Below are 17,926 nucleotides of genomic sequence, written 5' to 3'. Positions count from 1 at the left end.
ATCAAAGTGGAACTTATTTTTCGCTCCGGCACCCAAAAAAGCAGGATGCAAACGACTACTATCCATAAATGGAGTGAAAAAATGATCAAAAAGACAATCGCAGCGCTAATTGCCACTGCCGGCTTGCTGAGCGCAGGCGCAGCGCTGGCCGATCGGCCGGGCGCAGGCTGGATCACCATCGAAAAAGCCATCGAGATCGTCAAGACCAAGGCCGGTTATGTCGAGGTCTATGAGATCGAAGCCGACAACAATGGCTATTGGAAAGGCGAAGGGCGCAAGGCTGACGGTGTTGTCTACGAGTTCCGCATCGACGGCGCTTCAGGCAATGTATTGCGGGATCAGAAGGATTAACCACCCTGGTTACGCGTTGTAAAACATACGCCGGCTGCAAGCCGGCGTATGTCTGTTGCGGTTGTTACGGCAATGCTGGCGAGGATCCTGTCTGGCTTGAGCCTGGCGCCGGTAAAGGTATCGGGGCCGGAGGAGGGTCCAGCACCCTGCCCAGTTCGCTGATGAACAGTGCGATCGAGTCAGCGTTGGCCATTTTCACCTCGATGCGTGCGTCGGCAGAGACTGGATCGCGGAAGGCTTTACGTGCATCTGCAAGGTTTCTGGTTTTGGTCAGTTTGAGAATTTTTTTGTAATCTTCGGCCCGTGCTGGTACCTGGTCCATGTCTACCCACACCCCATTCTTGCTCTTCTCCGCAAACAAGCGCGTAGGCGCAGCAGAGCGGGACAAGGATTTGCGCTCACGCTCCAGACCCGCTTGGAGAGCCGCTCCTTCAGCGGTTGTCGTGTTTATAAGGTCAGGGTATGGACTCATCGCCTCCACGAAGTCGAAGTCTTCGGCATCGCAAACCAAATGAGAAAGCTCGTGGATCAGCGTGACCGCGCGAGCATGGGAGTCAACATTGAATCTGGGAGGCAGGAAAGCGGTGTAGGGATCCAGGCGCGGATTAAAGAAAAGCTCGGTCAGGTGGACTATCTTTCGCCGGTCTTGTTTGAAGACAAATGCAACCGTATCGTCGCCATAACGCGCATTCAAACCAGCGAAAAAGCGCTCCGTATAGAGCAGATCATCTGCTGGGTCCGTCAGCTCGCGGCAGATGGGGATTATCACCTGTTCTACTTTTCTGAGCAGCGTGGGCGTGACTTGTAACACGTCGAAAAAATTTCTGAGTACGGCTTCCACGCGAGTGCCGCCCAGATTGTCGCGATGTATGACGAAGTTATGCAGACAATTCAGCGCGTATTCTCTTGCCCGAGCGACAGCTTGCTGGATCACGAAGGCTCTGGCCGGATAGCGCCGATTGATTTGTGCCATCCCTTGAGCCTGGATATACATGAGTATCGAACGGCTGCGTTCAACGTCAGCTTGCACACGGTTGCGTTTGGATCGACAGCGATGAACAGGCTGACCCGCGGGTGCCAGTACCAGCCTTGAGTTTTTCTGTTCAAGGGTTGGTCCTTGTCCGCCGTCTTTCTTGCTCAAATACCAGACCTTTTCATCCTTGACCACCGGGTAGACCTTGCCAGCGATCGCCGCAAACTTTTGCGTGCTCGACGAACTGCCATAGACAAGTTTATTGGTTTCAAGCTTGAAGTTTTCCAGCGCTGTGGTGGTTTCAAAGGGCTGCAGATTAACGCGGGAGGGCGTAGCTGGTGGGACTTTCGACCAGAGCGGCGGGGCCGTGGCTGCCGCGTTTGCGTCGCTAGCCTGCGCCTGGACAGCAAATTCGGCCGTTTCACTTTCCGCCGCTGTTTCCCAGGAAAAACGACCCAGACTGAACAGGGAAATCGCCCCCGAGATAAAGCTTTTCAAGGCATTTGCCCAATGATGTTGCTGAAGCTCCTCGGCAGACTCCTTGAAATCCTCGTAGCTTTTCCAAAGAAAAAACAGGGAAGCGAGTTTCCCCGGCAAAACGTGCGGAACCAGACGGACACCGTGACTGAATAGAAACTTTGCCGCTTCCCAGTCCGCTTGCGCATTGATCTGCGATTGGCAACCGAGTAATTGCGGCAAAAGGCTGAGCGTATCCTTGTGCAGCCGCTCCAGCACATTGCCGGAGATGGGCGTACTTTGCAGTTTGATTTCACTGGTTTTGCCGATCGTCGTTTTCAGCAGGTTTTTGAACGCGGACTGCTCGCCGGCGGGCAGGCGCCGGATGATCAGGTCCTGGAAATGTCCCGGTGTATTCAATGCATCGATCAACTGCGTTTCATTTTCGAACTCACGAAAAACGTATTTGGAGTAGGGGGCATAGAGCACCTGTGGCCCTGTCTGCCCCGCGCCGGGCCCGATGAGATAAAGCCCGAGGGTATCGACCAGGTCAGCCCCCGTGGTCTTGATCAATGACAGTGGACTGGCAATGGCGTGAGCGCCCTCTACCGTTGCACGCGCCACTCCGTCCGGCATGTCCAGAACCTGACAAATGAAGTCGTAGCCGGTTTCTGACAATTGTTGCTGCAACTTCATCGCGTGCGCATGCTGCATCAACTGCCAGGGCAACTGACGTAAAAACCGCTCTTTGCTGGTGCGCGCAGACTCACTGTCAGCTGACAGCGCCTCGCTCACTTTCTGCGTGTAGGTGGTGCTGATATCGAGGGATTGCAGCAGTTGGCGGACGGCGGACTGATTGAGTTTTGCCGGCAACCCTGCGGTGGTATTCGAGGCAACCTTGAACCCGGTGCCCTGCACAATGTTGTAGTGGTGCAGAGCAAATTCGAGCAGGTTGCAGGCAGGACCGGCCAGCGTCAGATTCGGCGTGATGCGGATGTCTTGTGGCTTGAGGCCGTTGTTCGGAAATCTGCTGTCGAGCAGCGTTTTCAAAGTCTGCTCGACGTGGCTGTCCAACGCGGGCACACCCTCGAGAAAATCCTTGCCATCGATAAAGCAGCGGCGCAACTCATCCAGCAGTGCGAGCTGGGTACGCTGTTCCGCGACCGGGGCCATGCGCAGCCAATCGGGGAAATCGAGATGACGGGCAACAGTCCTGGCAAGCTCAACGGCCCGGCGCAGATTGGTCTCGATGACCTTGTTTTTCAGTTTGTCGAGAAAACCGGCGAGTGAGTCCTCATCCTTTATGCAAACGCGTAACGCCTCGCAATGGTCCAGATAGTGGTCAATGGCCGATTGCATACGGTCGTTCAACACGTTGCCTTCAATCAATTGAAAGGTGCCCAGCGTGTATTGCTGATCCAGCCGATGTTGCGTCTTCGGCAGGTTTTCCAGCAGCGTCTGGCTCTGGTTGTTGTCGTTCAGGCGCTGTTGCAATTGTTTTTGCGCAATCGCTATGTTGTCGAACGATTCCAGGCCGATGGCGGGCGTCCACAAGATGGCGCGCCCGGAGTGCGCTACGTCCATGCCTCCGCGCTCGGTCAGCAACACACAGTGAGCGAGTGACAGCACGCCACTCCGGCCCTCGCAAGTGAGGTTGAGCGCCCACGCATCCGGCCGGAAACCGTTGAGTGACTGGCGGTCCATGCGTGTTGCGTGTTTTGCGTCGAATACGGTATCGACGATTTTTCGTTCCGCTGCAGGCCAGGAGTCGCCGAGATTTCTCATGTGCGCTTCACCGCGCACTCCATCCTCGAAAGCCTGCGCCAGTTTCCATCGAATGCCTTCGAGAAAGACCCGTTGTTCAGCGCTGCTCGCGGTCGGCTGGCCCTTGAAGTTGTCGGTGAGATTTTCCAGTGTTCGTTCTAACGTTGTCGCCAGTTGCGCAGCTTTGTCGGCCTGGACCAATGACGAGGGCGGTGCGCTGGAGAACAGCGGGCGGGTGCTCCAGCGCTCATTGACGTCTAGCCTGACCAAGCGCTCGTGAATCATCGAACGGATATCCAGCGCCTTATCGAAAAATGCATGAATGTCAGTACGGCGTTCGCTTTGGCGAAACAGCTGCAAGGCGAATTCAACGCTCTGCCGTTGCTTGGTGATAATCGCCTCCATCAGTGTTGCCATGATATCGCCGGCTATGTTTTCGCCGGACACCTGAGCATTGGCGAAGCCCAGGTAGCGATTGCGCTCCTCCAGGTTCATGAGCCCGTACAGCTCGTCTTCATGTCCGGCGGCATTGAGTTTGGCGATCAGCGTTTGGCGCAGGTCGGCGTAGTCGGTGAGTACTTGCACGCCTTGGGTGGGGGTGTAGAGATAAGCCTTGTCATGGTTGATCATCAGCGATCCAGCCAACTCGACATAGGTGGTTTCTTCGCCCAGGCATACCGTTTCGAAGGTCGGACGCCGCACGGCGCTGTCCGGCTCACGTATCAAGCTGTGAAGGGCTTCGAATTCCTTCGCCTCGAGGATGTCGGTTTCGCGCTTGAGCAGTAAGTCTGCACGTGCTTGATCGAGCAACGTCCGGCTGAAGAATGTGCGTCTGGGGGAACCTTCAAAAGCGGCGGCATTCCAGTAAACCTCGAGCTGTCGAAACAACAGCATGGTCAGCTTTCCCGAGGCGGACTTGATTGCATCCGCCCATATTGCCTGGTCAACATCTGAGCCGGAGCGAGCCGGATTGGAAAATTCGGCTGTCTGACCATGCGGCCAGCCCTGGCGGCGGAAGTGCAGCAGCAGTGCCTCACTCAGCGACAGCGAATCGACCCACTGCCGTACATCCCCGGAGAGGGGCGCGGTGTCGGCGAAAAAACTGACGCGGGTGCGTGACTGTTGCAGACCCGCGAAGTGAGGTTCGAGCAGTTCGTCGAGAATCTTTTCCAGCAGGGTGGTGAGCGAAGGCAGACGTTTGAGCTCATCCAGCAGGTCGCGCGTGGACAAATCCTGTGACGTGTTGATCGCCGCTTTTTGATCCTCGAACACGTCTCCTTCGATCGTTTCAAGGGTCAGACTGATTCCGCGTTTTTCCACCAGTTCCTTGCGCAGCGAGACGCTGAGGAACGCCAATAGATCATCCTGTTCGTCAGCGTTGTCGAGGCGCGTCTGCAACGCTTCGAGCAGCGCTTGCTGATCGCTGTATTTCTTCAGGCCGTCATAGGGGGTGTAGAGGAACACACCGCCATCATCCGGCCCGGCGCCGAGAGTAAAACTCCCGGCCAGCGGCACCGCCAATTGCCTGTCGGCGTTAAGCAGAATGCGCTCGGCCAACATCGGCGGGGTTTGTTCACTGCGCAACGTGTGAGTCGCGAGTTCCACATGCGCAAGCCAGCTGAAATCTTTGCTGTTGAGACCCTGCGCGGTAGCCAGGTCAGCGTGCTGGCCGGGAGCTTTGAGAACATCCGGAAACAGGAGTGGAGCAAGGGGCGTAGACATCATCGAGACTCGGAGCGGAGGCGTTGGGGCCGGGGAGCGCAAGAATAGAGACGTGACTGGGCGCACTGGCGGTAAATAGTTACCGCACGCACCGAGTCGAAATGTGCCAGGACAGCGATGCCAGTCATGGCTGAGCAATCGAAAGGTTGACAGCCGGCAGCTGAGCCATGGTTAATCGGTGAGCTAGTCGTCCATACGCTGTTGTTCCCTCCAATAATCATTCTGGAGCTTCAGATGTCTGCGCCACACGATCATGTGTCCTCTGCTGTTTCGTCCTCGTTGTCTCTCGAAGCGCTGACGCAACTGCTTGAAACGATTTTTCTGCGCCACGGCACCTCCGCTGAAGTCGCGCAAGTGCTGGCCGCCAATTGCGCCGGCGCCGAGCGCGATGGTGCCCACAGTCACGGGGTTTTCCGCATTCCCGGTTATGTCTCGACCCTGGCCAGCGGCTGGGTCAACGGGCACGCCGTGCCGCAAGTCGAAGATGTTGCCTCGGGATTTGTCCGTGTCGATGCCGGTAACGGTTTCGCTCAGCCGGCATTGGCCGCCGCTCGGCCGCTGCTGGTGGAAAAGGCGCGGCACGCCGGGATCGCCGTGCTGGCGATTCGCAACTCTCATCACTTCGCCGCACTGTGGCCGGATGTCGAGCCTTTCGCTGACGAAGGTCTGGTAGCGCTCAGCGTGGTCAACAGCATGACCTGCGTGGTGCCCCACGGCGCCGACCGGCCGCTGTTCGGCACCAACCCGATTGCCTTCGCCGCGCCACGGGCCGGCGCCGCACCGATCGTCTTCGATCTGGCCACCAGCGCGATTGCCCATGGCGACGTGCAGATTGCTGCGCGCAAAGGCGAACGGCTGCCGGCCGGGATGGGCGTGGACAGCCTCGGTCAGCCGACTCAGGATCCCAAAGCGATTCTTGAGGGCGGGGCGCTGTTGCCGTTCGGTGGCCATAAAGGTTCGGCGCTGTCGATGATGGTCGAGCTGTTGGCTGCAGCATTGACGGGAGGCAATTTTTCCTTCGAGTTCGATTGGTCCAATCATCCCGGGGCGAAAACGCCGTGGACCGGACAGTTGTTGATCGTCATCGACCCGAGCAAGGCCGCCGGGCAGGGTTTTGCCGAACGCAGTGGTGAACTGGTGCGGCAGATGCACAGCGTCGGGCTCAAGCGTTTGCCGGGGGATCGTCGGCATTGGCAGCGTAGTAAGTCGTTGGCTGAGGGCATTGTGCTGGAGGCGCAGACGTTGGCGCAGTTGCGCGAGTTGGCGGGGGTGTGAGCAAAGAGCAAAGGCCCCTCACCCTAGCCCTCCCGAAACGTCGGACCGCCCAGAGGGAGAGGGGACTGAACCGGGGTGAATGGGGGAGGTACGCCGACGTGGGATACCAAGCTGAATTCAAGATCTGAATAGCGAAAAAACGGCAGGCAGAAAAAAGGCGAACCCAGTGGGTTCGCCTTTTTAGTATGCGTTTGAATCAGCGACGGCCGAGCAACAAGCCGACCACCAGACCGAATCCCGCGGAGATTGCCACAGTCTGCCACGGATGACCGCCGATATAACTTTCAGTGGCATCGACCGCCGGTTTGGTGCGATCACGCACGCTCGATACCGAGTCCAGTGCCTGCTGCAGTTTCAGGGCGATTTGTCCGCGCAGCGTTTCCGCTTCTTCGCCGACCAGTGAGGCGCTGCTCTTGAGCAGTTTGTCCGACTCTTCGATCAGAGCCTGAAGTTCGCTGAAGGCTTGATCCTTGATTTGATCTTCGGCGGCTTGCACGGCGGATTTGCGGGCCATTGGGTGACTCCTTGCAGTTGAATGGACAGTGATCAATGGAGTGTGGCGCTGAGCAAAAAGTTGCACTGAATTTAGGCCAGAAAGAAAAACCTGCGCGGGAGATTTCCGTCGAGCGTGTAAGATGTCGCCATTTTATGCAGCAGGATAATTCCCGATGAGTTTCAATCTGGCCGACAAATCACTCGCAGAGCGCGCCGCACTGGAGGACGAGAAGTCCCGTCTGTTCGAACTCTGGCAAAACAACCTCGGCAAGGCCAAAGGCGAAGCCGCGCGTTTGTTCGGCGAGCGTGGCAAGCGCAAGGGCAAGTGGGCCGAGTGGGTCCGCGCCGAACTGGACGGCATGTCGCCGCCGGAGTTCGCCAACATGGTGCGCAGTGAAGTCAATCGACTGATGGCCGCCAACAAGTAATGCCTCAGGTGAAGGTCGCGGCAATCACCTCGCGAACCTTGACCACCACCGGATCGATCTGCGCGCTGGTGCGCCAGCCCAGTTCGATCGGATAACGCGGCAATTTCAGCGGGCAGGGCAGCAGCGCCAGGCCGCTGAGTGCCGCGATGCTCTCGGCGGCATGCGCCGGAATCGTCGCCACCGCCCGACTGCCCTTGAGCAGATAAGGCAGCGCGGCGAAATGCGTGGTCGAGGCGCACACCCGTCGGCTCAGGCCCAGCGCCGCCAGACCTTCATCGGTAATCCCGATAAAACCGCCGGACGACACCAGAATGTGCTCGCGGGTGACGAACTCCTCAAGATCGACCTGCTGCTGGCCGGGCGCCAGGCTCGCCGGATCGACCAGGCACGCATAGCCGCCTTCGCCCAACACCTGACGACTGAGCAAACGTTCGGCAAAACCACCGGCGGTGATCGCCAGGTCGATGCTGCGCTCCATCAGGGCGCTGGCGACAATCTGGCTGTGGGTCTGACGAAAGATCAGTCGAAGTTTCGGTGCGCTGCGAGCAATTTCCTCGATCAGGCGGCGACCGTAGGCAATCTCGAAGTCATCGGACAGCCCTACGGTGACCGAGCGGCCCTCGTATTGGTTGGCCGCCGGGTCGACCATGGCCAGGCTTTGCCGGCACTTGTTCAGCGCTTCGCTGACCACCGGTTTCAGTTGATTGGCTTTGAGCGTCGGTGCCAGTCCGCGGCCGGTGCGCACGAACAATTGATCGCCGTAGACCTCGCGTAACCGGCGCAGCGCCGCACTGACCGCCGATTGTGTGACGCCCAGACGCAGCGCTGCCCGGCTGGCGCTGGATTCTTCATGCAGGGCTTCAAAGACTTTCAGCAGATTGAGGTCGACCGTGGCGATATTCATTTGGCTCATATCATTTAGCAGCGAACGGGGCTTTATTCATGATCGCGTGGCGCCGCAGAATCGGCAACCACTGAACCTGACGGAGTTATCGCGATGGCCAAATCAATTGTTGCTGCGCTGCAAATCGGCGCCTTGCCCGAGGGCAAAAACGCCACCCTGGAACAGATTCTGAGTTGGGAAGGCGCGATCATCGAATCCGGCGCGGCGCTGGTGGTGATGCCGGAAGCGCTGCTGGGCGGCTATCCGAAAGGTGAAGGGTTCGGCACGCAACTGGGTTATCGCCTGCCAGAAGGGCGCGAAGCCTATGCCCGATACTTCGCCAACGCGATCGATGTGCCGGGCGCCGAAACGGAAGCGCTGGCGGCACTGTCGGCACGAACCGGGGCGAACCTGGTAATCGGTGTGATTGAACGTGCTGGCAGCACGTTGTATTGCACGGCGCTGTATTTCGATCTGCAGGCAGGGCTCGTCGGCAAACACCGCAAGCTGATGCCCACCGGCACCGAGCGGCTGATTTGGGGCAAGGGTGATGGCTCGACGTTGCCGGTGTTCGACACGCAGGTCGGCAAGCTTGGCGCGGTGGTGTGCTGGGAAAACATGATGCCGCTGCTGCGCACCGCGATGTACGCCAAAGGCATCGAAGTCTGGTGCGCACCAACCGTCGATGAGCGCGAGATGTGGCAAGTCAGCATGCGCCACATCGCCCATGAAGGCCGCTGCTTTGTGGTCAGTGCGTGTCAGGTGCAAGCTTCGCCTCAGGCGTTGGGCGTTGAAATCGCCAATTGGCCAGCGGAGCGTCCGCTGATTGCTGGCGGCAGCGTGATTGTCGGGCCGATGGGCGATGTGCTGGCGGGGCCGTTGCGCGGCGAGGCGGGGTTGCTGACAGCTGAAATCGACACCGATGAACTGGTGCGTGCGCGGTATGACTACGATGTGGTCGGCCACTATGCGCGGCCGGATGTGTTTGAGCTGTCTGTGGATGAACGGGCCAAGCCCGGGGTGCGATTCAACACATAACCCACTGGCTGACACAAAACCTGTAGGAGTGAGCCTGCTCGCGATAGCAATCTGTCAGTTAACGATTATGGTGTCTGGCAGACCGCTATCGCGAGCAGGCTCACTCCTACAATGGATCGGTGGTGTGTCTGGAAGTCAGTGGCGCTGCTGCCATTCTTCCCGGGTGATTTCCCACAGCTCCCGAGGGAAACGCCCACCGACGAAATCGCCTTCATCGGTTCGGATCAAGCGCATCCCCGCGCGCTCCGAGAGCTTGCGCGAGCCAATGTTCGGCGCCGCTTTCGGCACGCGCATCACTGGGCGTTGCAGAACGTTGAACCAGTAATCGGTCACCACCGCGCAGGCTTCCGTCATCAAACCCTGACCTTGCCACGCCGGTGCCAGCCAGAAGCCGCGGTGGTTGTCCGCTTGATCCATCAGGCTGATTTTGCCGATCAACAGTTCCGGTGCCGATTTCAGGCGAATCGTCCACGGCCATTCCTTGCCCGCCGCAACCGCCGGCAAGGCAACGTCGCGCAGATAGGCGCGGGCACCGTCCTTCGGATACGGCCATGGCACGGCTGCGTTCAGATAACGCACCACGTCCCAATGCGGAAATTCGCGCTGCACGGCTTCGGCATCGGCCAGTTGCAATGGGCGCAGGATCAGTCGTTCGGTGTACAGCGTCGGTATGTCTTCCATAAACCTGCAGCCTCCATAAGTGTCTTTAAGGAACGAGGCAGGCTAGCGCATTTTTACCAGGTTGTGGCACTGGCCTTGGGCAGGCTGAGCTTGCCGCTGTCGACAAAACGCATGGTGCCAAACAGACCGCCGGCAAGCTTGCCGCGCAGCACATAGGGCAGGTTATCGAGGGTTTGCGTCTGACTCAGGCCCAGCGTCTGGCGTAATACCGAAAACGCCGAGATGCTGACCGGAACGCTAACAATGGCCTCGGAAAACCTTGGGATTGAACCGCTCTGATCGCTGACACCCGAGGCCAGTGAATGGCCGTTGACCTCAAGATCCAAAGCGATGCCGTTGTAGTCGATGGCCGTTTCATTAGGGTTTTGCACGCGAATCTTGATGGCGAAACGCACTTCCAGATCCTGGCTTGGCAACGGCTCCAGGCCGACCACGTTGATGTTCACCGGGTCTCGGTTGGGGAACAGCGCACAGGCGCTGAGGGACAGCAGAAGCAGTGACAGAATGACGGCTTGGAAGCGGCGCATAAACGGTCTCTCAACAAAAAAGGGCTGAACCGTCACCGGCTCAGCCCTTTCTATCAAAGGCCAGACGTTAGCGGTTCAACTGTGCGACAGCCGCCGCTGGGGCAGGTTCACCTTTGGCCGGCATGTCCGGATTTTCCATGACCTGAAGAATCGAGGCTTCCGGGTCGAAATCGTCTTCTTCCAGCTCGATGAATTCTTCCGGCAGGAAGATATTCAGCACGATAGCGCACAACGCGCCGACGGTGATCGGCGATTCGAAGATGTTGCGCAGCGCTTGCGGCAGCTCGCGCAGAACTTCCGGCACAGCGGCGATGCCCAGGCCCATACCCAGCGAAATCGCCACGATCAGCATGTTGCGCCGATGCAGACCGGCTTCGGCGAGGATCTTGATCCCGGCCACCGCGACGGTGCCGAACATCACCAGTTCAGCGCCGCCGAGTACCGGTTTCGGCATCAACTGCAGCACCGCGCCGATCATCGGGAACAGCCCGAGCAACACCAGCAGACCGGCGATGAAGAAGGCGACGTAGCGGCTGGCCACACCGGTGAGTTGAATCACGCCGTTGTTCTGCGCGAAGGTCACCATCGGCATGCTGTTGAACACCGCCGCCATGGCCGAGTTGAGGCCGTCGGCGAGCAGGCCGGATTTGATTCGGCGGATGTACAGCGGGCCTTTGACCGGTTGCCGCGAGATCATCGAGTTGGCGGTCAGATCGCCCGCAGCTTCCAGTGGCGAGACCAGGAAAATCACCGCGACCGGCACGAACGCCACCCAGTCGAAGTTGAAACCGTACTTGAACGGCACTGGCACGCTGACCAGCGGCACTTCGGGCATCGAGGCGAAATCCACGGTGCCCATCAGCCACGCCACCACATAGCCAAGGGTCAGGCCGATGACGATCGCGCCCAGGCGCAAGAACGGTACGTCGACGCGGTTCAGCACGACGATGGTGCCGATCACCAGCGCTGCCAGAAACACATGGCTGGCGGCGCCCAAATCAGGCGCGCCGAAGCCGCCGGCAATGTCGGTCATCGCCACTTTGATCAGCGACAGGCCCATCAGCGTGATGATCGTACCGGTGACCACCGGGGTGATCAGCATGCGCAGTTTGCCGATGAACTGGCTCAGCACCACTTCGATGAAGGCGGCGAAAAAGCACACGCCGAAGATCGTCGAGAGGATTTCATCGGTGCCGCCACCGCGCGCCTTGACCATGAAACCGGCGCTGAGAATCACGCTGATAAAGGAAAAACTGGTGCCTTGCAGGCACAACAATCCCGAACCGACCGGGCCGAAGCGCTTGGCCTGGACGAAAGTACCGAGGCCGGAGACGAACAGCGCCATGCTGATCAGGTAAGGAATTTCACTTTGCAGACCGAGGGCGCCGCCCATGATCAGGGTCGGGGTGATGATACCGACGAAGCTGGCCAGCACGTGTTGCAGTGCGGCAAACACGGTGGCAGTCAGGTGCGGGCGGTCGTTGAGGCCGTAGATCAGGTCGTTGTTGCGCGGGGCTTTTTCAGAGGCGGTCATGGTGTTTTGCGCGCCGCAAGGCGGGGCCGGGTCAGAAAATGGAGGCGCAGGATGCCGGAAGAGGGCGGCGAGGGCAACGAGCAATAACTGCCTGAAAGGTCAGGTTTTATTGGTCGCTATCGGCAAACGCCCGTGTAGGAGCTGTCGAGTGAAACGAGGCTGCGATCTTTGAAGATCAAAAGATCGCGGCCTGTGGCAGCTCCTACGCGAGATTGAATGCGGCCAGTAAATCCTCTTCAAAAGCCTTTTGCGCATCCCCCGGCACCTGCGCCCGATGCCGGGCCAGATGAAACGCCACATCAAAACTCAATTCGCCTTCACGCACGGGCCGCAGCAACCCCTTTTCCTGCCAGCTCCGCGCATAGTGATCGGGCAGATAGCCGACGTGTTTGCCGGACAGGATAAACGTCAGCGTGCCTTCAACCTGCTCCGATCGCGCCGAGCAGAGCTTGCCCTGAAACGGCTCGTCACTGCGGAAAAAACGATAGGGGTGATCGACCCGGTCGCAGGCCTGCAACGCGGCGTCGCTGGGCGTCTCGTCGTTAAACAATGGATGGCCGGCGGCGCAGTACAAATGCTGGGTTTCGCTGAACAACTGGCGATAGTCGAAGGCACTTTGCACTTGCGAGAAATAACCGATGGCCAGATCCAGCCGCTGTTGCAGCAGCAGCCGTTCCATTTCGCCGGGCATGGCACTGATCAGCTCGATACGCACCGACTCATCGCGCTCGCGAAAACGTCGGATCGCCGCAGCTACCCTTTGCAGCACCGATTGATCGACCGACTCGGAAATCCCCAGGCGCACTTCGCCGATCAAGCGTCCGGCGACGCCGTTGGATTGATGGCGGAAGGTTTCGATCGATTCAAACAACGTGCGCACCGCGATCAGCAACTGCTCGCCCTTGGGCGTAACGCTGAAGCCAGCCTTGCCACGGCTGCACAAACGGTAGCCGAGGCGGGTTTCCAGTTTGGCCATTTGCTGGCTGATGCTCGACTGGCTCAGGCCCAGATCACCCTGGGCAGCGCTGAAGCCGCCACACTCGACCACTCGCACAAACAGGCGCAGCAGTTGCAAATCGACGTCGTGCAGTTGACCCAACATCACATTACTCCGGCGTAAAGTCAGGATGATTATTCGACTATTTTTCTAATGTATCCGACGGCGCATCCTGCAACCACTTCCTCCGGTCAGGTGTTCGTCATGGCTCCCGTATTCAAGCTGTGTTTCCCCGTGCTGCTGTTGTCCGTGGCTGTTCAGGCTCAGGCCGAGGACAAAACCCTCAACCTCTATAGCTGGGCCGATTACGTGCCGCCGTCAACCCTGCAACGGTTCGAACAGGAAACCGGCATACATGTGCGTTACGACACTTTTGATACCTCCGAGGTGCTCGAGACCAAGTTGCTCACCGGTGGCAGCGGTTACGACGTGGTGGTGCCGTCGTCCAGCGTTCTGGCCCGTGGACTGGCGGCCGGCGCGTTGAAGGAAATCCCTCACGAGGGCCTCAAGGGTTACGCCAATCTTGATCCGGATTTGCTGGAAAAAATGGCCGCGGTCGACCCCGGCAATCGCTATGGCGTGCCGTACACCTGGGGCACGTTGGGGCTGGGCATGAATGTCGAGGCGGTGAAGCAGCGTCTGCCTGATGTGCCGCTGAACAGCCTCGATCTGCTGTTCAAACCGCAGAACGCCAGCAAGCTCAAGGACTGCGGCATCGCCATTCTCGATTCGCCGCAGGAGGTCATTGGTCTGGCCCTGCATTACTTGGGCAAGGATCCCTACAGCACCGACAAGAACGATCTGGCTGCCGCCGAAGCGTTGTTGCAGCAACTCCAGCCGTCGGTGCTCTACGTCGCCACCGGCCGGCAGATCAATGATCTGGCCAGCGGCAACGTGTGCCTCGCGCTGACCTACAACGGCGACGCGAGCATGGCCGCAGATCAGGCGCGCAAAGCCAATAAAGCGTTCGAAGTGGCGTACCGCATTCCCAAGGAAGGCACGCTGGTATGGCAGGACAATCTGGCCATCCCCAAAGACGCGCCGCACCCCGAGGCCGCACGGGCGTTCATAGAGTTCATGCTGCGGCCGGACTCGGTAGCCGAGTTGACCAATACACTGTTCTTTGCCACCGCCAACCAGGCCGCCACGCCATTGGTGGATGAGGCGGTGCGCAACGATCCCGACATCTATCCGCCGAGCGACGTGCGTGCGCGGCTCTACACCGATCGCAGCATGAGCCTCAAGGACATGCGCCAGCGCACGCGTCTGTGGACCACTTTCCGTAGCCATCAATAACAACAGGAGCACCACGATGGATGTGCCCATGCAAAACGATCAGGCGATGACCCGTGACAGCCTCTACGGCACCGCCGCCGAAAGCACCTACGCCGGCATCACCAGTTTCATGCGCCGGCGCTACAGCCGTGACTTGCGCGGCGTCGATGTCGCGGTCAGCGGCGTGCCGTTCGACACCGCTACCAGCAACCGCCCCGGCGCTCGTTTCGGGCCACGGGGGATTCGTGCGGCTTCCACCGGGATCGCCTGGGAACGTCACTGGCCATGGACGTTCGATCCGTTTGATCATTTGGCTGTCATCGATTACGGCGACTGCGACTTCGATTACGGCTCACCCCACAGCATCCCCGAAAGCATCGAAGCCCACGCCGAGCAGATTCTCAACGCCGGCAGCGCGATGCTGACGTTTGGCGGTGATCACTTCATCAGCTACCCATTGCTGAAAGCGCATGCACGCAAGCACGGCACGCTGTCGCTGATCCACTTCGATGCGCACAGCGACACCTGGCCGGACGAGGAGGGCAAGCGGGTCGACCATGGCACGATGTTCTGGCACGCCGCTCGCGAAGGGCTGGTTGATCCGGCGCGCTCGGTGCAGATCGGTTTGCGCACCACCAATGACGATCACATGGGTTTCCAGGTGCTGGATGCGCGGCAGGTCCATCGGCGGGGCTGTGAGGCGATTGTCGAAGCGATTCGCGCGCGGGTGGGCGATAACCCGGTGTATCTGACGTTCGACATCGATTGCCTGGATCCGGCGTTTGCACCCGGAACCGGAACGCCTGTCTGCGGCGGTTTGAGCACCGTACAAGCGCTGGAAATTCTCGGTGGTTTGCGTGGGATCAATTTGGTCGGGATGGACGTGGTGGAAGTCGCCCCGGCCTACGACCACGCCGAGGTCACCTCATTGGCCGCCGCGACACTGGCGATGGAAATGCTCTGCCTCTACGCCGCCCGACACAAGGTCGATCGCTAAACCGGCCGCCAATGATCGTTCCCACGCTCTGCGTGGGAATGCAGCCTGGGACGCTCCGCGTCCCCTCTAGGGCCGAACGCGGAGCGTCCGTTGAGGCATTCCCACGCGGGAGCGTGGGAACGATTATCCCGTGGCGACGCGAGGCGGGTCAGGCTACCGGGATGATCGGCAGGTCCAACGTTTGCGGACCGGTAAAGCGAGGCGCGGCACCGGCAATCGTCTCGTGCGGTACACCCGTCGGCACGGCACTGCTGTCTTCAAGCCGCGCCATTTGTTGTTCGCTCAGTTGCACGTCGAGTGCGCCAAGGGTGGCGTCCAGTTGTTCGCGGGTGCGCGAGCCGAGGATCGGGATCAGCGCAGTCGTCGAACGGCGGGCTTTTTCGCGTAACCAGGCGATGGCGACGTGGGTCGGGCTGGCGCCGATTTCTGCGGCCACCGCCAGCAACGTATCGAGCAGGGCGGTTTCGCGGGCGCTTTTTTCCGCATGCACCAGCATGCCGAGTTTGCTCGCACGGTTGTTGTCATCGCCGCCGCGATATTTGCCCGTGAGAAACCCACCCGCCAAGGGTGACCACAGGGTTGCCGCCAGTCCAAGTGCTTCGGCCATTGGCAGCAACTCGCGCTCGGCGCTGCGTTCAGCGAGGCTGTATTCGACCTGAATCGCGACTATCGGCGCAAAGCCGCGCAGCTCCGCCAACACGTCAGCGCGGGAAACGCGCCACGCCGGGAAGTTCGACAAACCGGCATAGTGGATTTTGCCCGCGCGCACCAGATCATCAAAACCGCGGAGAATTTCTTCCATCGGCGTCACGCCATCGGTCACGTGCGCCCAGAACAGATCAATGTGATCGGTGTTCAAGCGTTTAAGGCTTTCTTCTACCGCGCGAACCATGTTTTTCCGGCTGTTGCCGGTGTGGGAAATGCCGTCGGCCGGGGTCGTGCCCATGCTGTATTTGGTGGCGATCACCAGGCGATCGCGCTCCGGGGCGATGAATTCGCTGAGCATCGATTCCGACTGTCCGCCCTGATAACCATTGGCGGTATCAATGAAATTGCCGCCGGCATCGAGGAAGCCATCAAAGATCCGCTTGGCTTCGTCACGTTCGGCGCCGTGACCCCAACCGGTGCCGAAATTGCCGGCGCCCAGCGCCAGTTCAGAAACACGCAGACCGGTTTTGCGACCAAAAACCTTGTAATGCATGGCAACGCCCTCGGTGGAAATTCATCAGTTGTAAAAATTACGTTCGAAATATTTGGTCAATATGATGTCGATAATATTCACTGTCAAGACGCTTGCCGCTCAACGGTAAAACCAGCACATCAGCCTCGCCACGCTCCTGCCATTTTCTGACACCAGCCTCTGCTAAGCTGCGAGCACTTTCCCTGCTGAGCCTGGCCATCGTGTCGCGTACCACTCGTCTTTTGACTTTGCTGCAAGTGCTGCGCGGCAAGAAACGCCCGGTCACGGCGGCAATCCTCGCCGCCGAGCTGGAAGTGTCCGAGCGTACGCTCTATCGCGATATCGCTGAACTGACCGCCCTCGGCGCGCCGATCCATGGCGAGGCGGGGATCGGTTATGTGCTGCGCAGCGGCCTGTTTCTGCCGCCACTGATGCTCAACGCCGAAGAGACCGAAGCCATCGTCCTCGGTTTGCGCTACGTCGATCAGCGCGGTGATGAAGTCCTCGGCAAAGCGGCTGCAGATGCGCTGGCGAAAATTGCCGCCGTGCTCGATCCGCAGGCCCAGGAAGCACTGCGTAATCCCACGGTGATGCCGGGGCCGCCGGGCTATGGTTTTCCGCAAAACGCTGTGCCTTTGAACGTGTTCCGCCATGCCATCCGCGACCAGGCCAAACTGCACATCGATTACGCCGACGCGCAACAGGTGCCCAGTCAGCGGCTGATCTGGCCATTGGCGCTGGGCTTTCTCAATGAGGTGCGGATCATCGTTGCGTGGTGCGAATTGCGCGGCGCCTACCGTACATTTCGCACTGACCGGATCAGCGCCGCCAGGCGTCAGGGTGATGGTTATCCTGGGCGCCGCAGCGACTGGTTGCGCACCTGGCGCGAGCAGATGCAACTGGATGAAAGCGGGCGATTCACTCCTGACAAAAACTGACGCAACGCTGCTTTACGATGACGGCAGAACCACACAAAAGGAGCTGCAATCATGTCTCATCCCGCCTCTACACTGGCCCCGGCCATCGCTGCGTATATCGATGCGGCCAACGCACGTGACACCTCGCGGGTCGCCAGTTTTTTTGCCGAGGATGCCAACGTGTTCGACGAGGGCCAGCATCAGGTCGGCCCGCACGCCATTGCACAATGGATGCAAGACACCGGGCAACGCTATCAGCCTCGGGTCGAAGTGCTGGAGGTCCAGCAACGCACCGGCAAAGTGCTGGTGCACGGACTGATTTCCGGGACATTTCCCGGCAGCCCGGCCCAGCTGCGTTATACGTTCCGCTTGAACGAGCAGGGGAAAATCGCCCGCCTGGATATTTCCCTGTAAGCATCGTGGCATACTGCCG

16 protein-coding genes are annotated in these 17,926 nt (G+C 59.5%); 8 read left to right on the top strand and 8 right to left on the bottom strand.

The annotated features are described in order from the left end of the window. Positions 1–81: 81 nt before the first annotated feature. Positions 82–351, top strand: coding sequence for a PepSY domain-containing protein (locus AB4N44_RS03695; RefSeq protein ID WP_127927934.1), 270 nt, complete (start codon positions 82–84; stop codon positions 349–351). 64 nt (positions 352–415) lie between these two features. Here AB4N44_RS03695 and AB4N44_RS03690 read toward each other — a convergent pair whose 3' ends face one another. Continuing rightward, entirely contained in the window at positions 416–5,266 is a 4,851-nt protein-coding gene (locus tag AB4N44_RS03690; protein ID WP_460110182.1) for a dermonecrotic toxin domain-containing protein, read from the bottom strand. A gap of 234 nt (positions 5,267–5,500) precedes the next feature. Here AB4N44_RS03690 and AB4N44_RS03685 point away from each other — a divergent pair, with 234 nt between their 5' ends. Beyond that, complete coding sequence (locus AB4N44_RS03685) at positions 5,501–6,541, top strand: Ldh family oxidoreductase (RefSeq protein WP_316916465.1); 1,041 nt, start codon at positions 5,501–5,503, stop codon at positions 6,539–6,541. A gap of 196 nt (positions 6,542–6,737) precedes the next feature. On the opposite strand, the gene AB4N44_RS03680 is transcribed toward AB4N44_RS03685, so the two are convergent. Further along, complete coding sequence (locus AB4N44_RS03680; protein WP_016982860.1) at positions 6,738–7,055, bottom strand: ElaB/YgaM/YqjD family protein; 318 nt, start codon at positions 7,053–7,055, stop codon at positions 6,738–6,740. Positions 7,056–7,209: 154 nt separating this feature from the next. Between AB4N44_RS03680 and AB4N44_RS03675 the strand changes: the two genes are divergently transcribed. After that, the gene (locus tag AB4N44_RS03675) at positions 7,210–7,464 is read left to right on the top strand and encodes a hypothetical protein (protein ID WP_007917411.1); all 255 of its coding nucleotides are present in this window, start codon (positions 7,210–7,212) and stop codon (positions 7,462–7,464) included. Positions 7,465–7,468: 4 nt separating this feature from the next. Here AB4N44_RS03675 and AB4N44_RS03670 read toward each other — a convergent pair whose 3' ends face one another. Continuing rightward, complete coding sequence (locus AB4N44_RS03670) at positions 7,469–8,377, bottom strand: LysR family transcriptional regulator (RefSeq protein ID WP_460110184.1); 909 nt, start codon at positions 8,375–8,377, stop codon at positions 7,469–7,471. Between the two features lie 84 nt (positions 8,378–8,461). Between AB4N44_RS03670 and AB4N44_RS03665 the strand changes: the two genes are divergently transcribed. After that, positions 8,462–9,385: a carbon-nitrogen hydrolase family protein gene (locus AB4N44_RS03665; protein ID WP_460110185.1), complete on the top strand. Its 924-nt coding sequence runs from the start codon at positions 8,462–8,464 to the stop codon at positions 9,383–9,385. A 135-nt stretch (positions 9,386–9,520) separates the two neighbouring features. Here the strand turns inward: AB4N44_RS03665 and AB4N44_RS03660 are convergent, their stop codons facing one another. The 4 genes from AB4N44_RS03660 to AB4N44_RS03645 all read right to left on the bottom strand — a co-directional run bounded on the left by AB4N44_RS03660 (position 9,521) and on the right by AB4N44_RS03645 (position 13,229). Beyond that, the gene (locus tag AB4N44_RS03660; RefSeq protein ID WP_127927924.1) at positions 9,521–10,066 is read right to left on the bottom strand and encodes a GNAT family N-acetyltransferase; all 546 of its coding nucleotides are present in this window, start codon (positions 10,064–10,066) and stop codon (positions 9,521–9,523) included. Positions 10,067–10,119: 53 nt separating this feature from the next. Further along, the gene (locus tag AB4N44_RS03655; protein ID WP_127927921.1) at positions 10,120–10,593 is read right to left on the bottom strand and encodes an LEA/WHy family protein; all 474 of its coding nucleotides are present in this window, start codon (positions 10,591–10,593) and stop codon (positions 10,120–10,122) included. A 67-nt stretch (positions 10,594–10,660) separates the two neighbouring features. Next, on the bottom strand, positions 10,661–12,127 hold the full coding sequence (locus tag AB4N44_RS03650; protein WP_034156004.1) for a nucleobase:cation symporter-2 family protein: 1,467 nt from the start codon (positions 12,125–12,127) through the stop codon (positions 10,661–10,663). A gap of 202 nt (positions 12,128–12,329) precedes the next feature. Next, entirely contained in the window at positions 12,330–13,229 is a 900-nt protein-coding gene (locus AB4N44_RS03645) for a LysR family transcriptional regulator (protein WP_460110187.1), read from the bottom strand. Between the two features lie 99 nt (positions 13,230–13,328). Here AB4N44_RS03645 and AB4N44_RS03640 point away from each other — a divergent pair, with 99 nt between their 5' ends. Both AB4N44_RS03640 and speB read left to right on the top strand, forming a co-directional pair. Continuing rightward, positions 13,329–14,420, top strand: coding sequence for a polyamine ABC transporter substrate-binding protein (locus AB4N44_RS03640; protein WP_460110189.1), 1,092 nt, complete (start codon positions 13,329–13,331; stop codon positions 14,418–14,420). Positions 14,421–14,436: 16 nt separating this feature from the next. Next, positions 14,437–15,396, top strand: coding sequence for an agmatinase (gene speB, locus AB4N44_RS03635; RefSeq protein WP_460110191.1), 960 nt, complete (start codon positions 14,437–14,439; stop codon positions 15,394–15,396). A 148-nt stretch (positions 15,397–15,544) separates the two neighbouring features. On the opposite strand, the gene AB4N44_RS03630 is transcribed toward speB, so the two are convergent. Continuing rightward, positions 15,545–16,597 carry an aldo/keto reductase gene (locus tag AB4N44_RS03630; RefSeq protein ID WP_460110193.1) on the bottom strand — a complete coding sequence of 351 codons (1,053 nt, stop codon included), beginning with the start codon at positions 16,595–16,597 and terminating at the stop codon, positions 15,545–15,547. A 200-nt stretch (positions 16,598–16,797) separates the two neighbouring features. Between AB4N44_RS03630 and AB4N44_RS03625 the strand changes: the two genes are divergently transcribed. Both AB4N44_RS03625 and AB4N44_RS03620 read left to right on the top strand, forming a co-directional pair. Beyond that, positions 16,798–17,514, top strand: coding sequence for a helix-turn-helix transcriptional regulator (locus AB4N44_RS03625; RefSeq protein ID WP_127927909.1), 717 nt, complete (start codon positions 16,798–16,800; stop codon positions 17,512–17,514). Between the two features lie 51 nt (positions 17,515–17,565). Beyond that, positions 17,566–17,907, top strand: a complete 342-nt coding sequence (locus AB4N44_RS03620) for a nuclear transport factor 2 family protein (RefSeq protein WP_127927907.1) — start codon at positions 17,566–17,568, stop codon at positions 17,905–17,907. Positions 17,908–17,926 lie beyond the last annotated feature (19 nt).

Source organism: Pseudomonas sp. S3_C06, from assembly GCF_054667675.1.
The sequence above is the reverse complement of the archived record's forward strand: the minus strand, read 5'-3'. Positions and strand labels throughout refer to the sequence as shown.